Source organism: Mesorhizobium sp. ISC25 (genome assembly GCF_042295465.1).
Lineage (GTDB): Bacteria > Pseudomonadota > Alphaproteobacteria > Rhizobiales > Rhizobiaceae > Mesorhizobium.
Window position 1 is genome coordinate 3,708,748 of the sequence record NZ_CP135441.1, and the last position, 20,675, is coordinate 3,729,422.

At 64.9% G+C, this 20,675-nt stretch carries 15 protein-coding genes; 8 read left to right on the forward strand and 7 right to left on the reverse strand.

All coding sequences use genetic code 11. The features are described from left to right. Positions 1 to 337: 337 nt before the first annotated feature. Both RQ479_RS18425 and RQ479_RS18430 read left to right on the forward strand, forming a co-directional pair. A complete protein-coding gene (locus tag RQ479_RS18425; protein WP_023676383.1) occupies positions 338 to 583 on the forward strand; it encodes a type II toxin-antitoxin system VapB family antitoxin in 246 nt (81 codons plus the stop codon). Next, positions 583 to 987 carry a type II toxin-antitoxin system VapC family toxin gene (locus RQ479_RS18430; protein WP_352469266.1) on the forward strand — a complete coding sequence of 135 codons (405 nt, stop codon included), beginning with the start codon at positions 583 to 585 and terminating at the stop codon, positions 985 to 987. The genes RQ479_RS18425 and RQ479_RS18430 overlap by 1 nt, the downstream gene beginning before the upstream one ends. Here the strand turns inward: RQ479_RS18430 and murJ are convergent. Continuing rightward, entirely contained in the window at positions 962 to 2,560 is a 1,599-nt protein-coding gene (gene murJ / locus RQ479_RS18435) for a murein biosynthesis integral membrane protein MurJ (protein WP_376702112.1), read from the reverse strand. The genes RQ479_RS18430 and murJ overlap by 26 nt on opposite strands. A 46-nt stretch (positions 2,561 to 2,606) precedes the next feature. Next, positions 2,607 to 5,405, reverse strand: coding sequence for a [protein-PII] uridylyltransferase (locus tag RQ479_RS18440; RefSeq protein WP_376702113.1), 2,799 nt, complete (start codon positions 5,403 to 5,405; stop codon positions 2,607 to 2,609). Between the two features lie 226 nt (positions 5,406 to 5,631). Here RQ479_RS18440 and RQ479_RS18445 point away from each other — a divergent pair, with 226 nt between their 5' ends. The 3 genes from RQ479_RS18445 (at position 5,632) to RQ479_RS18455 (ending at position 9,499) form a co-directional block, all read left to right on the forward strand. After that, positions 5,632 to 8,136: a heavy metal translocating P-type ATPase gene (locus RQ479_RS18445; protein ID WP_376702114.1), complete on the forward strand. Its 2,505-nt coding sequence runs from the start codon at positions 5,632 to 5,634 to the stop codon at positions 8,134 to 8,136. A 43-nt stretch (positions 8,137 to 8,179) separates the two neighbouring features. Next, positions 8,180 to 8,566: a DUF305 domain-containing protein gene (locus tag RQ479_RS18450; protein ID WP_352455040.1), complete on the forward strand. Its 387-nt coding sequence runs from the start codon at positions 8,180 to 8,182 to the stop codon at positions 8,564 to 8,566. 87 nt (positions 8,567 to 8,653) lie between these two features. Continuing rightward, positions 8,654 to 9,499 carry an aldo/keto reductase gene (locus RQ479_RS18455; RefSeq protein WP_376702115.1) on the forward strand — a complete coding sequence of 282 codons (846 nt, stop codon included), beginning with the start codon at positions 8,654 to 8,656 and terminating at the stop codon, positions 9,497 to 9,499. Between the two features lie 221 nt (positions 9,500 to 9,720). Here the strand turns inward: RQ479_RS18455 and mutS are convergent, their stop codons facing one another. Next, the gene (mutS, locus tag RQ479_RS18460; protein ID WP_376705970.1) at positions 9,721 to 12,369 is read right to left on the reverse strand and encodes a DNA mismatch repair protein MutS; all 2,649 of its coding nucleotides are present in this window, start codon (positions 12,367 to 12,369) and stop codon (positions 9,721 to 9,723) included. A gap of 203 nt (positions 12,370 to 12,572) precedes the next feature. Between mutS and RQ479_RS18465 the strand changes: the two genes are divergently transcribed. Beyond that, entirely contained in the window at positions 12,573 to 14,852 is a 2,280-nt protein-coding gene (locus tag RQ479_RS18465) for an NADP-dependent malic enzyme (protein ID WP_376702116.1), read from the forward strand. 181 nt (positions 14,853 to 15,033) lie between these two features. Here the strand turns inward: RQ479_RS18465 and RQ479_RS18470 are convergent, their stop codons facing one another. Continuing rightward, on the reverse strand, positions 15,034 to 16,026 hold the full coding sequence (locus RQ479_RS18470; protein ID WP_352464283.1) for an adenosine kinase: 993 nt from the start codon (positions 16,024 to 16,026) through the stop codon (positions 15,034 to 15,036). Positions 16,027 to 16,244: 218 nt separating this feature from the next. Here RQ479_RS18470 and RQ479_RS18475 point away from each other — a divergent pair, with 218 nt between their 5' ends. Both RQ479_RS18475 and RQ479_RS18480 read left to right on the forward strand, forming a co-directional pair. Next, complete coding sequence (locus RQ479_RS18475; RefSeq protein ID WP_376702117.1) at positions 16,245 to 17,135, forward strand: DMT family transporter; 891 nt, start codon at positions 16,245 to 16,247, stop codon at positions 17,133 to 17,135. Between the two features lie 79 nt (positions 17,136 to 17,214). Beyond that, positions 17,215 to 17,910 (forward strand): sulfate transporter family protein, encoded by a 696-nt coding sequence (locus RQ479_RS18480; protein WP_376702118.1) that lies wholly within the window; start codon positions 17,215 to 17,217, stop codon positions 17,908 to 17,910. On the opposite strand, the gene RQ479_RS18485 is transcribed toward RQ479_RS18480, so the two are convergent. The 3 genes from RQ479_RS18485 to RQ479_RS18495 form a co-directional block, all read right to left on the reverse strand. After that, the gene (locus tag RQ479_RS18485) at positions 17,907 to 18,905 is read right to left on the reverse strand and encodes a proline racemase family protein (protein WP_376702119.1); all 999 of its coding nucleotides are present in this window, start codon (positions 18,903 to 18,905) and stop codon (positions 17,907 to 17,909) included. The genes RQ479_RS18480 and RQ479_RS18485 overlap by 4 nt on opposite strands. Beyond that, positions 18,902 to 19,705 carry an isocitrate lyase/phosphoenolpyruvate mutase family protein gene (locus tag RQ479_RS18490; RefSeq protein ID WP_376702120.1) on the reverse strand — a complete coding sequence of 268 codons (804 nt, stop codon included), beginning with the start codon at positions 19,703 to 19,705 and terminating at the stop codon, positions 18,902 to 18,904. Before RQ479_RS18490 ends, RQ479_RS18485 begins: the two co-directional genes overlap by 4 nt. 77 nt (positions 19,706 to 19,782) lie before the next feature. Then, positions 19,783 to 20,640 (reverse strand): hypothetical protein, encoded by an 858-nt coding sequence (locus RQ479_RS18495; RefSeq protein ID WP_376702121.1) that lies wholly within the window; start codon positions 20,638 to 20,640, stop codon positions 19,783 to 19,785. Positions 20,641 to 20,675: the final 35 nt, after the last annotated feature.

Consider the following 20,675-nt stretch of genomic DNA (forward strand, 5'->3'; position numbering starts at 1 on the left):
GGAGGGCCGTTTCGCGCGCGGCGAAAGTCTTGCGACGGCGCGCTTATGGACGAGAGCGAGGAGACGATCAAGAGGGGGCGTTGGCCAGGGCACGGGGCTTTGGCTTCGGCCGAACAGAAGGCTGTTTGAGGGGATGGCGCCGATCAGAAACAAAAACCCGCCTCGGCAGGCGGGTCGTTGGAGCCAATTAGCACCATACCAAAATTAGTAGCATAGCTGCCGGCACAAAGCAAGAACAAAATAGCTCGCCTTGGCAATCGCTTCGATTTGGCTAGGCCACATTGACGGACTGATGTAGATAGCTACATAGAATTTGCTACACCGCGGAAGCAAAACAATGACGATCAACATCAACAACAAGGAAGCTGACAGCCTGACGCGGGCTTTTGCCAGGCTTGAAGGTGTCGGCATCACCGAGGCAATCGTGATCGCCATGCGCGAAGCTCTGGAGCGCCGCCGCAATCGCGAGACGCCGCTGGAGACGGCGGCACGGCTCCGGGCTGAATTCGGTATTGAGCTGAGCGAGCAGGCGCGCAAGCCGTTGCCGCGCTCGGTCTACGACGAATTGTCCGGTGAAGACTGATGTTCATCGATGCAGCCGCTATCGTTGCAATACTGAGCAACGAGACCGAAGCCCAGCGCTGCGCGCAGGCGGTCATGAAAGCGTCGGCTCCGTTCACGTCGGCCATCGCGGTTTGGGAAGCCGCGATGGCGCTTTCGCGATCGGAAAAGCTAGCCATCCCGGTCGCCACAAGCCTGGAGATAGTCAGTCGTTTTCTCGAAGAGCGTGGAATCACCTTGCGGGAGCTTCCGCCTCCCTCTGACGCAGCATCTCTGTCTGTCGAGGCAGCGTCGCGGTTTCGCAACAACGCTGGCCGACTGAACATGGCCGACTGTTTCCACTACGCCTGTGCGCGCTACTACGCCGTTCCGATGCTTTCGACGGCGGACGAATTCCGCTTTACGGATCTGGAGACTGTTGCTTGACCGGCTGGGATCCCTTCCGCCCGATATTGCGGCGGATCATGCCGAAATCCGCGCCGCCTGTGGCGAAGGCGGTGACGAAATAAAGCAGCGCCCCGCCGGCGACCAGCGCAAGCAGGGTTACCGTCTTGATCACCAGAGGCGAGCCGGAAGCCAGCCTTGCGGCGAACCAGTGCTCGGCAAAATAGAGCGCCGCGGCCATCACCGCCGCCGACAGCACCAGCCGCGGGATGCGTTTCAAGAGCGGCACGTCGCGGCCCCAATGGCCGCGCCGGATCAGCACGGCGAGCAGCATGAACGCATTGACCCAGCCTGCGACGGCGGAGGCAACGGCAATGCCGGGCGCGCCCATGGTCGGAAACAGCGTCAGCGCCGTCGTAATGTTAACCGCCACCGAGATGGCGGCAAAAATCATCGGCGTGCGCGTGTCCTCGCGGGCGAAATAGCCGGGAGTGAACGCCTTGATCAGCACGAAGGCCGGCAGGCCGAGGCCGAAAATCGCCAGGATTGCCGCGACCGTCGGCGTCGAATTGTTGGCGGCGAAGGCGCCGCGCTCATAGACCAGCCGCACGATCGGCTCGGACATGACCAGCAGGGCGGCCGCCGCCGGCAAGGTCATGAACAGGGTAAACTCGACCGAGCGGTTCTGCAGATTGGCGGCCTCGACCAGATTGCCTGATTTCAGCGCCCGCGACAGTTCCGGCAAAAGCACGATGGCGACGGCGACGCCGACGACGCCCAGCGGCAGCTGGTAAACGCGGTCGGCATAGGCCAGCGACGACACTGCGCTGTCCTGCGCCGACGCGATCGCCGTGCCGATCAGCTGGTTGATCTGGGTGATGCCGCCGGTGATCGCCGCCGGCAGCGCCAGGATCAGCAGCCGCTTGACGTTCGGCGTCATCTTCGGCCGCCGGAAGCCGATCGAGATGCCGGCATGGCGCACCGCCGCCCAGACGATCGCCAGCTGCACCAAGCCGGCCGCCAGCACGCCCCAGGCCAGCCCGAAACCGACGGTGCGGGCGTCCGAACCCTTGTACCAAGCATAGGCAAGCACGGCGATGAGGATGACGTTGAGGAACACCGGCGCAACCGCGGCGGCGAAATAGCGGCGCAGCGAATTCAGCATGCCGGCCATCATGGCGCCGAGCGACATGCAGATCAGGTATGGGAACATGACGGTCGCCAGCGCCACCGTCGTCTCGAATTTTCCCGGCGTGTCGGCAAAGCCCGGCGCCACCAGGTAGCGCACGATCAGCGGCATCGCCAGTTCCATGGCGATGGTCAGCGCCAGAAGCGCCGTGAACAAGACGCCGAACACCTCTTCGGAAAAGCGCTTGGCGCCGTCGGTGCCGTGTGTCTCGATCTCCTTGGCGAACAGCGGCACGAAGGCGGCATTGAAGGCGCCTTCGGCGAACAGCCGGCGAAAGGTGTTGGGGAACTGGAAGGCGGCGTTGAAGGCGTCGGCGATCGGCCCGGTGCCGAGTGCGGCAGCCATCAGCATCTCGCGGCCGAAGCCGAGGGCCCGGCTCATCAGCGTGCCGGAAGCGACCGTGGCGAATTTCTTGACAAGGCTCATGCGCTTGAAGACTGCCTGTGCGATTGGGGCAAATGGAAGGTAACAGTCACTCGGCGGCCGTTTTGGTCTTGCCGCGCTCGGACGCCGTGCCCTCGAGCACCGCGATCAGCCTGTTGCGGATGGTCGCCGTACGCGACGGGCTGTCGATCTTCTGGCCGGTGAGATCGGTGACGTAGAACGTGTCGATGACTTTTTCGCCGAAGGTGGTGATGTGGGCCGAGGCGATGTCGAGCGACAGGTCCGACAACATGCCGGTGATCTCCGACAGAAGGCCCGGCCTGTCCAGCCCCTCGACCTCGATCACCGAGAAACGGTTCGACAGGGTGTTGCGGATCTCGGCGCGTGGCGGGATGCGGAAGACCTTGGCGCCGCGCCGCGGCTTGGTTCGTTTCTCGATCATTTCGGGCAGCCAGCTCTTGCCCGACAGCACGTCCTCGATCAGCCGGCCGACGCGCTCGGCACGGCGGCGCTCGTCCTCGTCGCGGTCGAACTCCCTCGAGATCAGGATGGTGTCGAGCGCCCGACCATCCGAAGTGGTGAAGATCTGCGCGTCGACGATGTTGCCGCCGGCCGCAGCACAGGCGCCGGCAATCACCGAGAGCAGGCGTGGATGGTCCTGCGCCAGCACCGTGATCTCGGTCACCGCCTCGAACTGGTGGGTCTTGACCATTGTGGCCAGCTTCTTGCCGGCATGGTCGGCCTCGCGGATGAATTCGGCATGGCGCACCTGGTCGGGAAGATCGACCGCCAGCAGATAGTTCTCGTAGTGCTGGCCGACATAACGCTTGCGGGCCTTTTCCGGCCAGTCGGCAAGCGCCTCGGCCAATTGTTCGCGCGCCGCCGCCGTCCGCTTGGCGCGCGACACCTCCGAAAACCCGCCGGTCAACAAAAGCTCGGTCTCGTAGTAGAGCGTACGCAGCAACTGGCCCTTCCAGCCGTTCCAGACACCAGGCCCAACACCGCGGATATCGCAGACGGTAAGCACAAGCAGCATCTTCAGCCGTTCGACCGACTGCACGATGGCGGCAAAATCCTCGATCGTCTTGCGGTCGTTGAGATCGCGGGTCTGCGCCGTCATCGACATGACGAGGTGGTTCTCGACCAGCCAGGCGACCGTTTCGGTGTCGGCCGGCGAAAGCCCCATATGCGGGCAGATGCGCCGGGCGATCCTGGCGCCGGCTTGCGAATGGTCCTCCGGCCTGCCCTTGGCGATGTCGTGCAGCAGCACGGCGACATAAAGCGCCTCGCGGCTCTTCTTCAGCCCCGGCATCAGCGCGTGGGAAAGCGGATGGACCTTTTCGCCGTCGCCGCGTTCGATCTCGGCCAGCACGCCGATGCAGCGGATCAAATGCTCGTCCACGGTGTAGTGGTGGTACATCGAGAACTGCATCATGGCGACGATCTTGCCGAAATCCGGGATCAGCTTTGCCAGCAGTCCGGCCTCGTTCATGCGCCGCAGATTGAGCTCGGCGTTACGGTCCGAGGTCAAGATATCGAGGAACAGCCGGTTGGCCTCCTCGTCGCGCCTGAGCGCCTTGCCGACGAGGCCGAGCGAGCGGGTCAAAAGCTTCAGCGCATCGGGGTGGAATTCCAGGCCGTGCTTGTCGGCGAACCAGAACAGCCTGAGCAAGTTGACCGGGTCGCGCTCGAACACTTCGTCGTCGGCGATGTTGATGCGGTGGTTGTCGACGATGAAATCGGCCGTGCCGGCGAGCTTGCGCTTGCGGCGCGAGAAGGTGAGAAAGATGCGGTTGAAGCCCGGCACATGCTTGGCCTGCTCCTCTTCCAGCGCGGCACAGAAGATGCGGGTCAGGTCGCCGACATCCTTGGCGACGAGGAAGTAGTGCTTCATGAAGCGCTCGACTGCCGAGAGGCCGGGATGGGTGGTGTAGCCGAGCCGCTCGGCAATATCGCGCTGGATGTCGAAATGCAGCCGCTCCTCGGCCTTGCCGGTGAGGAAATGCATGTGGCAGCGCACCGCCCACAGGAAGTCCTCAGCCTTCTGGAATTCCCTGTATTCGGCGTCGGTGAAGACGCCCTTGTCGACCAGTTCCTCGCCGGTGCGCACCCGGTAGAAATATTTGGCGATCCAGAACAGCGTCTGCAGGTCGCGCAGGCCGCCCTTGCCGTCCTTGACGTTGGGTTCGACCAGATAGCGGCTCTCGCCGGCCTTGGCGTGGCGCTCGTCGCGTTCGGCTAGCTTGGCCTGGACATATTCGGGGCCGGTGGTGCGCACCACTTCGTGGTCGAAGCGCTGCAGAAGCTCGTCATAGAGCTTTTGCTCGCCCCACAGGAAGCGCGCTTCCAGGATCGAGGTGCGGATGGTGATGTCGGTGCGCGACAGCCTGAGGCATTCGTCGATGTTGCGCGTCGCGTGGCCGACCTTCAGGCCGAGGTCCCACAGCATGTAGAGCATGTATTCGACGATCTGCTCGCCCCACGGCGTCTGCTTGTAGGGCAGCAGGAACAGCAGGTCGATGTCGGACCCCGGCGCCAGCGTGCCGCGGCCATAGCCGCCGACGGCGACGACCGCCATGCGCTCGGCCGATGACGGGTTTTTCACGCGATAGACATGGGTGGCGGCGAAATCGTAGAGCGCGCGGATGATCTCATCCATCAGATGCGACAGCCGGGCGGCGCAGGCGGTGCCGCTGCCATCGTCCATCAGCATGCGTTCGGCGACCGTGCGGCCGTCGGCGAGCCGGCTTTTGAGAAGCTTGAGAACGCCGCTGCGCGCGGCCTTGCCGGTACCGTCGCCTGCGGTGGCCGCGGTCAGTTCGGTCATCTCGCGGCGCAAGGCTTCGCCGTCGATCAGTTCCTCGAGCTTCAGGGATATTCTTGCCATAAATGCCGTTCGGCCTCGCCGTTTTGGCGGCGTCTATAGCGCGTTTTCGCGGCGCTGGGTATGGGGCGGACGGACGCGTTCTCCACGGCCGCCGACAGGACGATCGTCGGGTGCCCGCAGCCTGTTGGGTTTGGGCTTGGCCGCCAAAAATCGAAATCGGCCCTTGACCTTCCAGTTACTGGAAGCACTACCTCCGCCGTAACATCGAAATACAGGGGCTTTCGGCATGACGCATTCCGATCACCATCATCACGCCCATGGCAGCTGTTGCTCGGCAAAGGGCGCCTCCTCTGCTGCGGACGCCGTCGTCCGCGATCCGGTCTGCGGCATGACCGTCGATCCGGCCGCCGGCAAGCCGACGACCGAGCATGGCGGCCATCGCTATCATTTCTGCAGCGAAAGCTGCCGTTCGAAATTCGTTGCAGAGCCGGAAAAATACCTGACGGCCACCGACCCCGTCTGCGGCATGAGTGTCGACCGCGCCACGGCCAGGCACTTTTTGCGGCACGAGGGCCAGGGTTTCTATTTCTGTTCCGCCGGCTGCAAGGCGAAATTCGAGGCCGAGCCGGCAAAGTATCTCGGCGACGGGCCGGCGCTGCAGGCGATGCCGAAAGGCACGCAATACACCTGCCCGATGCATCCGGAAATCGTCCGCGACAAACCCGGCTCTTGCCCGATCTGCGGCATGGCGCTGGAGCCAATGGGGGTGCCGACCGGCGACGAGGGGCCGAACCCGGAACTGGTCGACTTCACCAGGCGCCTCTGGGTGAGCGCGGTGCTGTCCGTGCCGTTGCTGGTCATCGCCATGGCACCGATGCTCGGCCTGACGTTCGAGGCCTTCATCGACGATCGCGCGAAGGTCTGGCTGGAACTGGCGCTGGCCAGCCCCGTTGTGCTGTGGGCGGCATTCCCGTTCTTCCACCGCGGCTGGGATTCGATCCTCAATCGCAGCCCCAATATGTGGACGCTGATTTCGCTCGGCGTCGGTGCCGCCTATTTCTACAGCGTCGTCGCCACGCTGTTTCCAGGCCTCTTTCCGCACCAGTTCCGTGGCCATGACGGCACCGTGCCGGTCTATTTCGAGGCGGCGGCGGTAATCGTCGCGCTGGTGTTCCTCGGCCAGGTGCTGGAATTGCGTGCCCGCGAGAAAACCGGCTCGGCGATCCGTGCGCTGCTCGACCTGGCGCCGAAGACGGCGCGGCTGATCGGCGCGGACGGTTCCGAAAACGACGTGCCGCTCGATACGGTCAAAGCCGGCGACCGCTTGCGCATCCGCCCCGGTGACGCAGTGCCGGTCGACGGCATTGTGCTCGAAGGACGTTCTTCCGTCGACGAATCGATGATCACGGGCGAGCCGCTGCCGGTCGAAAAGACCGACGGCGACAACCTAACCGGCGGCACGCTCAACAAGAACGGTTCGCTGGTCATGCGCGCCGAAAAGATCGGCGCCGAGACGACGCTGGCGCGCATCGTCGAGCTGGTCGCCAAGGCGCAGCGCTCGCGCGCGCCGATCCAGGGGTTGGCCGACCGCGTCTCGTTCTACTTCGTCCCGTCCGTCGTTCTGGTCGCGATCATTGCGTTTATCGCCTGGGCGACTGTCGGACCGGAACCCAGCCTGGTCTTTGCCATCGTCTCGGCGGTCTCGGTGCTGATTATCGCCTGTCCGTGTGCACTCGGCCTTGCCACGCCGATGTCGATTATGACCGCCACCGGGCGCGGCGCGCATGCCGGCGTGCTGATCAAGGAAGCGGCGGCGCTCGAGCGCTTTGCCTCGGTCGATACGCTGATCGTCGACAAGACGGGAACGCTGACTGAAGGCCGGCCGCGACTGACCGACGTCGTTGCCGCCGAAGGCATGGCGCAAGACGATCTGCTGGCGCTCGCCGCCGGGCTGGAAAAAGGCTCGGAGCATCCGCTGGCCGAGGCTATCGTCGAAGGCGCCCGCGAACGCGGCGTGAAGGTCTCCGACGCGAGCGGTTTCGAGGCTATCACCGGTAAGGGTGTTTCCGGCACGGTTTCGGGACAGAAGGTGGCGCTCGGCAATGCCGCGATGATGGCCGATCTCGGCATCGATACGGCTTCGGTCCTGGCCAGTGCCGAGGCGCTACAGGCCGACGGCAAGACCGCGATGTTCGTCGCTGTCGCAGGCAAGCTCGCCGGCCTCGTTGCCGTCGCCGATCCGATCAAGGCGACGACCGCCGAGGCGATCAAGGCGCTGCATGACAGCGGGCTGAAGATCGTCATGGCGACGGGCGACAATGAGCGCACCGCCAAGGCCATCGCAGCCAAGCTCGGCATCGACGCGGTGCGTGCGGGGCTTTTGCCCGAACAGAAGAACGCGCTGGTCGAGGAGTTGCGCGCCGGCGGTGCCGGCGTCGCCATGGCCGGCGACGGCGTCAACGATGCGCCGGCACTTGCCGCCGCAGATGTCGGCATCGCCATGGGCACAGGCGCCGATGTTGCGGTCGAAAGTGCCGGGATTACCCTGGTCAAAGGCGATCTCAACGGCATCGTCAGGGCGAGGACGCTGGCCCGCGCGACGATCCGCAACATCCGCCAGAACCTGTTTTTCGCTTTCCTCTACAATGTGCTTGGCGTGCCGGTTGCTGCCGGCGTGCTTTATCCGCTTACCGGCACGCTGTTGTCGCCGATGATTGCGGCGGCGGCGATGAGCCTGTCTTCGGTTTCGGTGATAGCCAACGCATTGCGGCTCAGGACGTTGAAACTCTGAGTAAACCTTCCAGATAGACCCTGTTCAAAAAAGGAGACGATGAATGACCTTGGCCAAGAAGATCGTGCTGCTGATGATGGCGGCGGGAATGCTGCTTGCCGTTTTCCTCGAAAGCGTTCCGGCACAAGCCGAGGAGATGAAGCACGACATGGGCGCAATGGGCGCGCAGAGCCCCTCGACCGAGGGCTACAAGGCGGCGATGGACAAGATGCACACCGACATGATGGCAATCGAATATTCCGGCAATGCAGATGTCGATTTCGCCCGCGGCATGATCCCGCACCACCAGGCGGCCATCGACATGGCCAAGATCGAGCTCGCCAATGGCAAGGATCCGGAAATCCGCAAGCTGGCCGAAGCGGTGATCGCCGCGCAGCAAGCCGAGATCAAGCAGATGCAGGACTGGCTGGCCGCCCATCCGGTGAAGTAGCGGTTCACGCTATCAGAGCGAATCCGGGGAAGAGGCTTCACCTGGATTCCCTTGCGCGGCTATGATGCCGCCTGACTGGAGCATGCCATGCCATCGACGATAAGAACGACCACCCTGCCCTGCGGCGAAGCCGTGCCGGTGCTCGGCCAGGGCACCTGGAAGATGGGCGAAGACGGGCGCCGCCGTGGCGACGAGGCCAATGCCCTGAAGCTCGGGCTGGATCTCGGCATGACGCTGATCGACACCGCCGAAATGTATGCCAGCGGCGGTGCCGAGGAGGTGGTGGCCGAGGCCATCGCCGGTCGCCGCGACGAAGTGTTCCTCGTCTCCAAGGTGCTGCCGTCCAATGCCTCGCGCACCGGCGTGAAACGGGCCTGCGAGAATAGCCTGAGGCATCTCGCTACCGACCGCATCGATCTTTATCTGCTGCATTGGCCGGGCAGCGTGCCTTTGATGGAAACGGCAGAGGCGTTCGAAGCGTTGAAGGCAGCCGGCAAGATCCGCCATTGGGGCGTCAGCAATTTCGATACCGGCGAGATGGAAGAGCTGGTCCGATTGCCGGCCGGCGGCAACGTCCAGACCAATCAGGTGCTCTACAATCTGTCGCAGCGCGGCGTCGAGTTCGACCTCGCCCCGTGGAGCCGGCAACGCGGCATGCCGCTGATGGCCTATTCGCCGGTCGATCAGGGGGTATTGGCGCGCAAAGCCAGGCTCGATGCCATCGCCGCTCGCCACGGTGCGACGCCGGCGCAGATCGCGCTTGCCTGGGTGATGGCGCAGGACGGGGTGATCGCGATTCCCAAAGCTAGCCGCGCGGAGCATGTCCGGCAGAATGTCGCGGCGTTGGACATCGAGCTCACGAGCGAAGATTTCGCCGAAATTGACCGCGCCTTCCCGCCGCCGAGGCGGAAATCGGGCTTGGCGATGATTTGAGGGGTGGGCGGAAGGCAAGCCAAAGCAGCGTTCCGTCACACCCCCCTCTGTCCTGCCGGACATCTCCCCCTCAAGGGGGGAGATTGGATCTCGCATCGGCTTTCGCCAACTTCGAACGTCGAAGGAAAAAGCGCTGTAAGCGAAACTGCCAATCTCCCCCCTTGAGGGGGAGATGTCCGGCAGGACAGAGGGGGGCGCCGTAGAGCGCTATCGGACGAGCACTACTTCCCCAGCATCCCCTTCAACCGGTACAGCGCCTCCAGCGCCTCGCGTGGCGTCATCTCGTCGGGGTTGATCGCGCTCAGCGCCGCGCCCAGCCCATCACTCTTCGCCGGCTTCAACGCTTCCCGCTTCGCCGCCACGGAAAACAGCGGCAGGTCGTCGACCAGGCGGTTGGCCTTGCCCGAGACCTCGCCTGCTTCAAGCTGGTGCAGCACTTCCTTGGCCCGGCCGACGACGGCTTCCGGCAGGCCGGCCAGCCGCGCTACCTGGACGCCGTAGGAACGGTCGGCGGCACCCTTGCCGACCTCGTGCAGAAAGACCACGTCGCCCTCCCATTCCTTGACCCGCATGGTGACGTTGGAGAGCCGCGGCAGTTTTCCGGCCAGCGCCGTCATCTCGTGGAAATGCGTGGCGAAGATCGCCCGGCAGCGGTTTTTCTCGTGCAAATATTCGACCGCCGCCCAGGCGATCGACAGGCCGTCGAAGGTGGCGGTGCCGCGGCCGATCTCGTCGAGGATGACCAGTGCGCGTTCGCCGGCCTGGTTGAGGATCGCCGCCGTCTCGACCATCTCGACCATGAAGGTCGAGCGGCCGCGCGCCAGGTCGTCGGAGGCGCCAACCCGCGAAAACAGCCGGTCGACGACGCCGATATGGGCTGATGCGGCCGGCACGAAGGAGCCGGTCTGGGCGAGGATGGCAATCAACGCGTTCTGCCTGAGGAAGGTCGACTTGCCGCCCATATTGGGGCCGGTCAGCAGCCAGATCGCGCCGGCCTTGGCATCGCCTTGCGGCGACAGATCGCAATCATTGGCGACGAACGGGCCTTCGCCGGAACGCCGCCGCGCCTGTTCGACCACCGGATGGCGTCCGCCGGCAATCTCGAAGGCAAGGCTCCCATCGACCAGCGGCCGGCACCAGGCCTCGCTTCCGGAAAGCAAGGCAAGTGCGGCCGAAACGTCGAGCACGGCGAGCGCTTCGGCGCCGGCACGGATCGCGTCGGCCTGGCCGACCACTTCCGCCGTCAGCGCCTCGAAAGCGGCAAGCTCGATCGCCAGCGCCCGGTCGGCGGCGTTGGCGATCTTGGTTTCCAGTTCTGCGAGTTCCGTGGTGGTGAAGCGCATGGCGTTGGCCATGGTCTGGCGATGGATGAAGCGCGCCTTGGCGCCGTCGCTGCCGGTCATCAGCGCATGGTGGTTGGCGGTGACCTCGATGTAATAGCCGAGCACATTGTTGTGCCTGATCTTCAGCGAGCGGATGCCGGTCTCGTCGATCAGCGAGCGCTCCAGCCCGGCGATCACTTTTCGCGACTCGTCGCGCAGTGCCCGCATCTCGTCGAGTTCGGCGTGGTAGCCGGAACGGACGAAGCCGCCGTCGCGCTTGAGCAACGGCAGCTCGTCGCTGAGCGCCTGCGCCAGATGCGCCGCCAGTGCGCCGGGCAGTGCCTTGATAGCTCCCAACGCCGCGGTCAGTTCGCCCGGCAAGGCGGTTTGGCCGAACAGTTCGGCGATGGCGCCGGCCGCTTCGAAACCGGCGCGCAGCGCGCCGAGGTCGCGCGGGCCGCCGCGGTTGAGCGCAAGCCTGGACAGCGCGCGCGGCATGTCGGCGACGCTCTTCAGGCTTGCCCGCACCGCCTGGCAGAGGCGCGTTTCGGAGCGGAAGAACGACACCGAGTCCAGCCTTGCTGCGATTGCCGCCGGGTCGGTCAGCGGCGCCATCAGCCGGTCGGCGAGCAGCCTTGCGCCGCCACCGGTCACCGTGCGGTCGATCGCCTTGAACAGCGACCCTTCGCGGCTGCCGGACAGCGTGCGCAGCAGCTCCAGATTGGCGCGCGTCGCGGGGTCGATGAACAGCGTCGAGCCCTGCTCCTCGCGCTGCGGCCGCGACAGCGGCGGCCGCTCGGCCTTCTGCGTCTTCTCGACATAGGCGATGATGCCCGAGATCGCCGACAGCTCGGCGCGCGAAAACGTGCCGAAACTATCCGGCGTCGCCACCTCGAAGAAGCGGGCGATGCGGCCAGCGGCTGAAGCCGAATCGAACAGCGACGGCGGCTGCGGGCTGGCGACGCGGCCGAGCACGTCGAACACCGGTTTCAGCTCCGGGTCGTAAAACACCGGTTCGGCGACGATCAGCTCGCGCGGATCGACACGGAAGACATCGGCGAGCAGCCGGTCGGCGGTGGTCTCGGCGACGCGGAAGACACCGGTCGAGATCTCGATCCAGGCCAAGGCAAAGGAATGCTCGGCGCCGCCCTTGACCCGTCCCAGCGCCATCAGAAAACTCGATTCCGATGGCGCCAGCAGTTTGTCTTCGGTGATGGTGCCGGGGGTGACCAGCCGCACCACGTCGCGGCGCACCACCGATTTGCCGCCGCGCTTCTTGGCCTCGGCCGGATCCTCGATCTGCTCGCAGACGGCGACGCGGAACCCCTGGCCGATCAGCTTCTGCAGATAATCGTCGGCGGCGTGCACCGGCACGCCGCACATCGGGATGTCGAGCCCCTGGTGCTTGCCGCGCTTGGTCAGCACGATGCCGAGCGCCCGGCTTGCCTTCTCGGCATCGTCGAAGAACAGCTCGTAGAAATCGCCCATGCGATAGAACAGCAGCGAATCCGGGTTCGCCGCCTTGATCTCGATATACTGCTCCATCATCGGCGTCGCCGGCGCGAAGGCCGGGGTGGCGTTGTCGCTTCGAATGGGCGTCTCGTCGTTCAAGAAGCTGCTTCCAAAATTTTGCAAGCCATGCTTGGCGGTTTACAGCGGCGAAGTGTAGCCTTAATCCCGAACCTTCCACAAAAGAAAGCATGCGCACCCATCTCAAGCGGGGCCGTACGGGCGAGGAAACCAAAAGTACCATGGCCAAGAAAACCGAAAGCAACGGGCCTTCCGTCAGCGCCCAGGAGGCATTGGAATTCCATGCCATGGGCCGCCCCGGCAAGCTGGAGATCGTCGCTACAAAACCAATGGCGACGCAGCGCGATCTCAGCCTTGCCTATTCGCCGGGCGTCGCCGTGCCGGTTCTCGCCATCGCCGAGGACCCGAGCCGCGCCTTCGACTACACGGTTCGCGGCAACATGGTCGCCGTCATCTCCAACGGCACCGCCATCCTCGGCCTCGGCAACCTCGGCGCGCTGGCCTCGAAACCGGTGATGGAAGGCAAGGCGGTGCTGTTCAAGCGCTTCGCTGATGTCGATTCCATCGACCTCGAGGTCGACACCGAGGATGCCGAAGAATTCATCAACTGCGTGCGCTTTCTCGGGCCCTCTTTCGGCGGCATCAACCTCGAGGACATCAAGGCGCCGGAATGCTTCATCATCGAGCAGCGGCTGCGCGAGCTGATGGACATCCCGGTCTTCCATGACGACCAGCACGGCACCGCCATCATCTCGGCCGCCGGCCTGATCAACGCGCTGGAAATCACCGGCCGCGACATGAAGACCACGAAAATGGTCTGCAACGGCGCCGGTGCTGCCGGCATCGCCTGCATCGAATTGATGAAGGCGATGGGCTTTGCGCCCGAAAATATCATCCTTTGCGACACCAAGGGCGTCGTCTTCCAGGGCCGCACCGAAGGCATGAACCAGTGGAAGTCGGCGCACGCCGTGAAAACCGGCGCGCGCTCGCTGGCCGAGGCGCTGGACGGCGCCGACGTGTTCCTCGGCCTCTCGGCCAAGGGCACGCTGACCACCAGGATGGTGCAGTCGATGGCCAAAAACCCGATCATCTTCGCCATGGCCAATCCCGACCCCGAGATCACGCCGGAGGAGGTCGCCGAGATCCGCACCGACGCCATCATGGCGACGGGACGGTCCGACTACCCGAACCAGGTCAACAACGTGCTTGGCTTCCCCTACATCTTCCGCGGCGCGCTCGATGTGCGGGCGACCACCATCAACGACGACATGAAGATCGCCGCCGCCCGGGCGCTGGCGGAGCTGGCGCGCCAGGACGTGCCCGACGACGTCGCCGCCGCCTACCAGGGCAACCGGCCGAAATTCGGCCCCAACTACATCATCCCGGTGCCGTTCGATCCGCGGCTGATATCGGCGATCCCGATCGCGGTCGCCAAGGCGGCGATGGACTCCGGCGTCGCGCGCAAGCCGATCCTCGATCTCGATCGCTACGCGCAGGAGCTTTCCGCCCGCCGCGACCCGATCGCTTCGACGCTGCAGCGCATCTACGACCGGGTGCGCCGCCAGCCCAAGCGCATCGTCTTTGCCGAGGGCGAGGAGGAGCAGGTGATGCGCGCCGCCGTCTCCTATGTGAACCAGCGGCTCGGCACCGCCATCCTGCTCGGCCGCGACGACATCATCAAGGAAAACGCCAGGAACGCCGGCATCGACCTCGGCAAGCAAGGCATCGAGATCATCAATGCGCGGCTGTCGCGGCGCAACTCCGTCTACACCGACTATCTCTACGAGCGCATGCAGCGCAAAGGCTTCCTGTTCCGCGACTGCCAGCGGCTGATCAACAACGACCGCAACCATTTCGCCGCCTGCATGGTGGCGCTGGGCGATGCCGACGGCATCGTCACCGGCGTCACCCGCAACTATTCGACGGCGCTCGACGATATCCGCCGCGTCATCGACGCAAGGCCCGGCCACTGCGTCATCGGCGTATCGATCGTGCTCGCGCGGGGTCGCACCGTGCTTGTCGCCGACACCGCCGTGCACGACATGCCGAATGCCGAACAGATCGCCGACATCGCCGAGGAGGCCGCCGGCTTCGCCCGCCGCATGGGCTACGAGCCGAGGCTCGCCATGCTCGCCTATTCGACCTTCGGCCATCCGCAGGGTGAACGCTCCGAGCGCGTCCAGGAAGCGGTGCGCATCCTCGACAAGCGCCGCGTCGATTTCGAGTATGACGGCGAGATGGCCGCCGACGTGGCACTCAACGCCCGCGCCATGGCGCAGTACCCGTTCATCAGGCTGACCGGCCCGGCCAACGTGCTAGTCATGCCGGCCTTCCACTCGGCCTCGATCTCGACCAAGATGCTGCAGGAGCTCGGCGGCTCGACCGTCATCGGCCCGCTGCTGGTCGGCCTGAACAAGCCGGTTCAGATCGTCTCGCTGAACGCCAAGGATTCGGATATCGTGAATATGGCGGCGATTGCGGCGTATAGCGCGGGGGCTTGAGGAGCGGTCTACGGCAGCGCCCTTTCCTTCTCCCCTTGTGGGAGAAGGTGGCCGAGCGAAGCTCGGTCGGATGAGGGTGTTCCAGCTTAGCCCGGCGGCACTCCGTCCAACACCCCTCAACCGTCTCGGCGCTGCACGCCGATCCACCTTCTCCCACAAGGGGAGAAGGAAAGAGGTGCTGCTACAGCAATCCCGCCTGTTCGGCCTCGCGGCGCAGATTCTGCCTTGGCCTTGGGCCGATTTGCTGGATGACCAGTCCGGCCGCTAGCGAGCCGAGATCGCCGCACTGCTTCAGGCTGCGGCCTTGCGTGTAGCCGTAAAGGAAGCCGGCGGCGTAGAGGTCGCCGGCGCCGGTCGTGTCGACCAGTTCGCGGATCCTGGTCGCCTCGATGGTGACGGTCTCGTCGCCGCGGACGATGACCGAGCCCTTTTCCGAGCGGGTGACGGCGGCGATCTTGCAATCCTTGCGGATCTGCGCCAGCGCCTCGTCGAAGGACGCGGTCTGGTAGAGCGACTTGATCTCGTGGCTGTTGGCAAAGACGATATCGACGGTGCCGGAGCGCATCAGGTCGAGGAACTCGTCGCGGTAGCGGTCGACGCAGAACGAGTCCGACAATGTCATCGACACTTCGCGCCCGGCGGCGTGGGCGAGCTTGGCCGTCTGCCGGATCGCTTCCTTGGCGCGCGGCGGGTCCCATAGATAGCCCTCGAAATAGGTGACCGCGGCGCCCGACGCCTTGTCGGCCTCGACGTCCTCCGGGCCGAGCTCGATGCAAGCGCCGAGATAGGTGTTCATCGAGCGCTCGCCGTCCGGCGTGACGAAGATCATCGAGCGCGCCGTCGGCGGTTCGCCGTTGAGCGGCCTGGTGTCGAAGGCGACGCCCTGGGCATGGATGTCATGCGCATAGATTTCGCCGAGCGCGTCGTTGGAGACCTTGCCGAAGAAGGCGGCGCGACCGCCGAAGGAGGCGACGCCCGCCGCCGTGTTGCCGGCGCTGCCGCCCGAGGCTTCAATGGCCGGGCCCATGCGGCTGTAGAGCAGTTCGGCGCGCCTCGTGTCGATCAAATTCATCGCCCCCTTGATGATGCCGTTGGTCTCCAGGAACGCCTCGTCGCACTGGGCGATGATGTCGACGATGGCATTTCCGATACAAAGCACGTCATAGTCCGGCATCAATTCATGTCTCCGCCAAAAAACCACCGGCTTTCTGCCACGCCGGGCGCGGGCGGGTCTAGCGGTTTGATGCGGCTTTGCCTAGTCGCCAATGCGGCGATCCGACGAATGTCGGCATAGCGACCATCGTTGGATGGCGGCCGAAGCATTTCCCGCGTGCCTGGCTTACAAGCAGGGCCGAGATGAGCGATGCCCAGAGGTTCCCGCCGGCCATGTCCATGAAAACCGACACGAGGATCGAGCTGGTGCTGCTCGTCGTATTGGCGGTGCTGTGGGGCGCATCCTACAGCTTCATCAAGATCGGCGTCGCGACGATCCCGCCGGTGACGCTGATCGCCGCGCGAACCCTGATCGCGGGTGGCATCCTGTTCGCCCTGATCCGCTGGCGCGGGCTGGCCTTGCCGGGTGACGCCGCAAGCTGGCGCCGGTTTGCATTCCAGGCATGCCTCAACAGCGTCGTGCCGTTCACGCTGATCGCTTCGGCCGAGCGCTCGCTGGACGCCGGGCTGGCCACGATCCTCAATGCGACCTCGCCGATCTTCACCTTTCTGCTGACCGCCCTCATCACCCGCCACGAACCGGCGACCATGCGCAAGCTGTTCGGCGTCGCGGCGGGAATAGCCGGAATATGCCTCGTTGTCGGCGCCCCGGCGCTAGGCGGCCTCGGACAGCAATTGTTGCCGCAACTTGCCGTGGTCGCGGCGACGATCTGCTATGCAGGCGCTGCCGTTTTCGGCCGCGGCTTCAGGGGGCTCGACCCGATGGTGCCGGCCGCCGGTTCGATGCTCTGCGGCGCCGCGATGCTGATCCCGTTGAGCCTTGCGTTCGACAGGCCATGGACCCTGGCGCCATCGACAGCTTCGGTCCTTGCGCTGCTCGGGCTTTCGGTGTTTTCGACCGCGCTGGCCTTCTCAATCTATTTCCGCCTCCTGCACACACTAGGCTCCGTCGGCACCACCTCGCAGGCCTATCTGCGGGTGCCGATCGGCGTCGCTATCGGAGCCGTGTTCCTTGGCGAAAGCCTTGCCCCGAACGCGTGGTGGGGAATGGCCCTGGTCGTCATCGGCGTGGCGGCCATGACCATTCCCCAGGCGAAGGTCGCGCGCTAGGGCGCTTGCGGCCTGCCCTGTCTCCGCCTATTCCGGAGATATCAGCCACGGGCATGTTTGACAGGGAATTGGAAACGCCGTGATCCTCGATGCCGCCCGCGCCGCCTTGAGCCGGCTGTTCTCGCCCGAATTCCGTTCCGTGTTCGTGAAGACGCTGGGGCTGACCTTGCTGGCGCTGGCGGCGCTGTGGTTCGGGATCAAGGGGCTGTTCGAATGGCTGGCCTGGCCGTGGATCGATGCATGGCTGCCCGCCCTTCCCTCCTGGGCCGGATGGGTGGGCGCCGTCGTCGCCGGCATCGGCCTTGCACTGGGGCTGGCGCTTTTTATCGCGCCGGTGACGGCGATCATTGCCGGCCTGTTCCTCGACGACGTCGCCGAGACGGTCGAGCGCACCGACTATCCCAACGATCCGCCCGGCCGCGCCGTGCCGGCGCTGCGCTCGCTGGTGCTGGCGATCCGCTTCTTCGGCGTCGTCATCCTCGGCAATATCGTCGCCCTGCTGCTTCTGCTGGTGCCGGGCATCAACATCGCCGCTTTCTTCATCGTCAACGGCTATCTGCTCGGGCGCGAGTTCTTCGAGTTCGCCGCCATGCGCTTTCGCCCGGAGGCCGAGGCCAAGGCGCTGCGCAGAAAGCACGCGGTCACCGTGTTCCTGGCCGGGCTGGTCGTCGCGGCCTTCCTCGCCGTGCCGCTGCTCAACCTTTTGACGCCGCTATTCGCCGCCGCCATGATGGTGCATCTGCACAAGGCGATCTCGGCGCGGGAAAGGAGCTAGCGCAGCAGAAAGCCGCGCCCCAGCTCGTCGTCGTCCTCGACGATGAATTCGGCTCGCCCTGAGTAATAGGCGCGGCCGCCGACGCGGGCGATGATGGCGTCATGCGGCCCGGCTGTGGCCGTGCGTACGATCGCACCGGAAAAGCGCGAGCCGGCGATGCTCTCGAAGGTCCGTGCCTGCCCGATCGCGATGTCGCCCTTGGCATGCATGGCCGCCAGCCGCGCGGTGACGCCCGAGCCGGTCGGCGAACGGTCGACCTCGGCCTCGGCGAAAACGCAAATGTTTTTGGTCGGCGTATCGGAGAACGCATCCTGTCCGTCGGTCAGGATTGTGCCGTAGAGAAAGGCGAGATCGGCATGGTCGGGATGCGACAGCGGAAATTCGGCCTTGAGCCTATTGGTCAGCGCCGTCGCTGCATCGACGAAATCGCGCACCCGATTCCTGCCGAATTCCAGCCCGAACTGGCGGCAGTCGGCGAGCGCATAGAAGGCGCCGCCATAGGCGATGTCAAAGCCGACCGCACCATAGCCCGGCAGTTCGATCCGCTGGTCGCGGGCGAACAGAAACGCCGGCACGCTTTCGAAGGACACCGCACCGGCCTTGCCATTCCTTACTTCGACAGAAGCGGAGACCAGCCCGCATGGCGCCTCGATATTGACGGTCGTCAGCGGCTCGCGTGGCGCCACCAGCCGCTCGTCGACGGCGTAGCGGCCGAGCGCGACGATGGCGTGGCCGCACATCGTCGAATAGCCCTCATTGTGCATGAACAGCACCGCGAGGTCGGCGCCCGGCAGGTCGGGCTCCACCAGCAGCGCGCCATACATGTCGTAATGGCCGCGCGGCTCGAACATCAGGATCTTTCTGAGATGATCGAGATGGTCGCGCACATAGGCACGCTTTTCGAGGATCGTGCCCTTGGGAATATTGGGATAGCCGCCGGTGACGATCCGCAGCGGCTCGCCGCCGGTGTGCATGTCCACGACGGTGAGGGTCATTCGCCGGGCTTGGCAAATAGCGCCTGCAGCTTGCCGAACGGCATGGCGGCGCGGGTGAAGCCGAAGGTGCCGTCCTGCTGGATCTCGCGCGCCGCGGTCTCCAGCATGCCAAAGGCGAAATTGGTGAGCCATGGGCCGAGCGAGACGCGTTTTACCCCCGCCATGGCCAGATCGGCGATGGTGAAGCCGGGCTTGGCCATGACGTTGACCGGCTTGGTCAGCGCGGAGCAGACGGTTCGAACCATCTCGATGTCGCCCAGCCCCGGTGCATAGAGCACGTCGGCGCCGGCTTTCTCGAAGGCCTGCAGCCGCTTGATCGTATCGTCGAGGTCGGGCTTGCCCCACAGGAAATTCTCGGCCCGCGCGGTGAAGACGAAATCGCGTTTCAGCGCCCGTGCCGCTTCCGCCGCCGCCGCGACGCGCTCGACGGCATGCGCAAAATCATAGATCGGCTTGTCGGGCTCGCCGGTATGGTCCTCGATCGAGCAGCCGGCGAGGCCTGCCGCCTCGGCGGCGAAGATGGTTTCGCCGGCACTTGTCGCGCTGTCGCCCTTGCCCTTTTCGAGGTCGGCCGAAACCGGCAACCCGGTCGCCGCCGACACTTCACGGCAATGATGGATCATTGCCTCGAACGTCACCGCGCCATCGGGCAGGCCACGCGAAAAGGCAAAGCCGGCGCTGGTCGTGGCCAGCGCCTTGAAGCCGAACGAGGCCAAAAGCTTGGTCGTGCCGACGTCCCAGGAATTGGCCATGACGAAGATCGAGGCATGCAGGTCGCGAAAAATCTTGCCCTTGTCCATGGATGCTCCCCTCCAGTGCAGAATGTGAGGCAAATTCTAGCCCGGCGGAAGGCGCCGGGCAAACAAATGCGGTTGGCTCAGAAGCGTTTGGCGTTCTCATCTGCCAATCGGTCCAGCGCGTCGGAATCCTTGACGTAGCGCGAAGCGTTTTTGTCCCAATGGTAGGTGACGGAAATGTCGCGCGAAGACGCCTCTGGCGGCGGCTGGCCGTCGCAGCTTTCTTCTCCCGGCAGCGTCGCGTCGGTCACCGTGACCTTGATGGCTGCATAGGGCTGGCCGTCGGCGATCGCCTGGAAGGCCGCATTTTGCGTCCTCCTATGAGTGCAGAGGTTTTCGTCGAACGTATAGATCATGTCGATCAGCTCGAACCTGTCGTTACGGACCATGATCAGCGGCGTGATCCCATAGCCCTGGCTCGAATTGAAATGCATGCTCATGCTGATGATGGCGTCGTCACCAGGCCCGATCGGCAGCTTGCCCGGATCGCGAAGATAGGTGATGCGGTCGACGGCGACATTGACCGCGTCGAGCAGCGCCGGCTTGCCGATGATGTCGTAGAGCGCCAGCACGGCATAGCCCTCGGCACTGTCAGGCGAGTCGCCAAGGTCGAACAGCATGGCCAGCCGCTCCTTGCCGCCGGCCTTGATGCCGAGCACGCCGGCATTGGAAAGACCCGACGTCGCCGGCGGCGAGCCGCCGTAATCCGGTCCAGCGATGTGACGCATCTCGATCGGCATCGAACCCCGGAAAAAGCCGTCCTTGTCCGCGGCCAGATCGGGAATGACCATCCTGGCAAGATCGAGATAGGTGACATCGCCGTGGCCGGGGACAGCGCTGCCGAGCTCCGGGAAGCTGACGGCCTCTGCGCTGGCCGTCGTCCAGAGACAAGGGAGCAGCAGGCAGGCAAGGAGGAAACGAAGCAGGGGGAAGGTCATGCGCACGCTCGTTATCTCGGGCGCGCAAGCTAGAG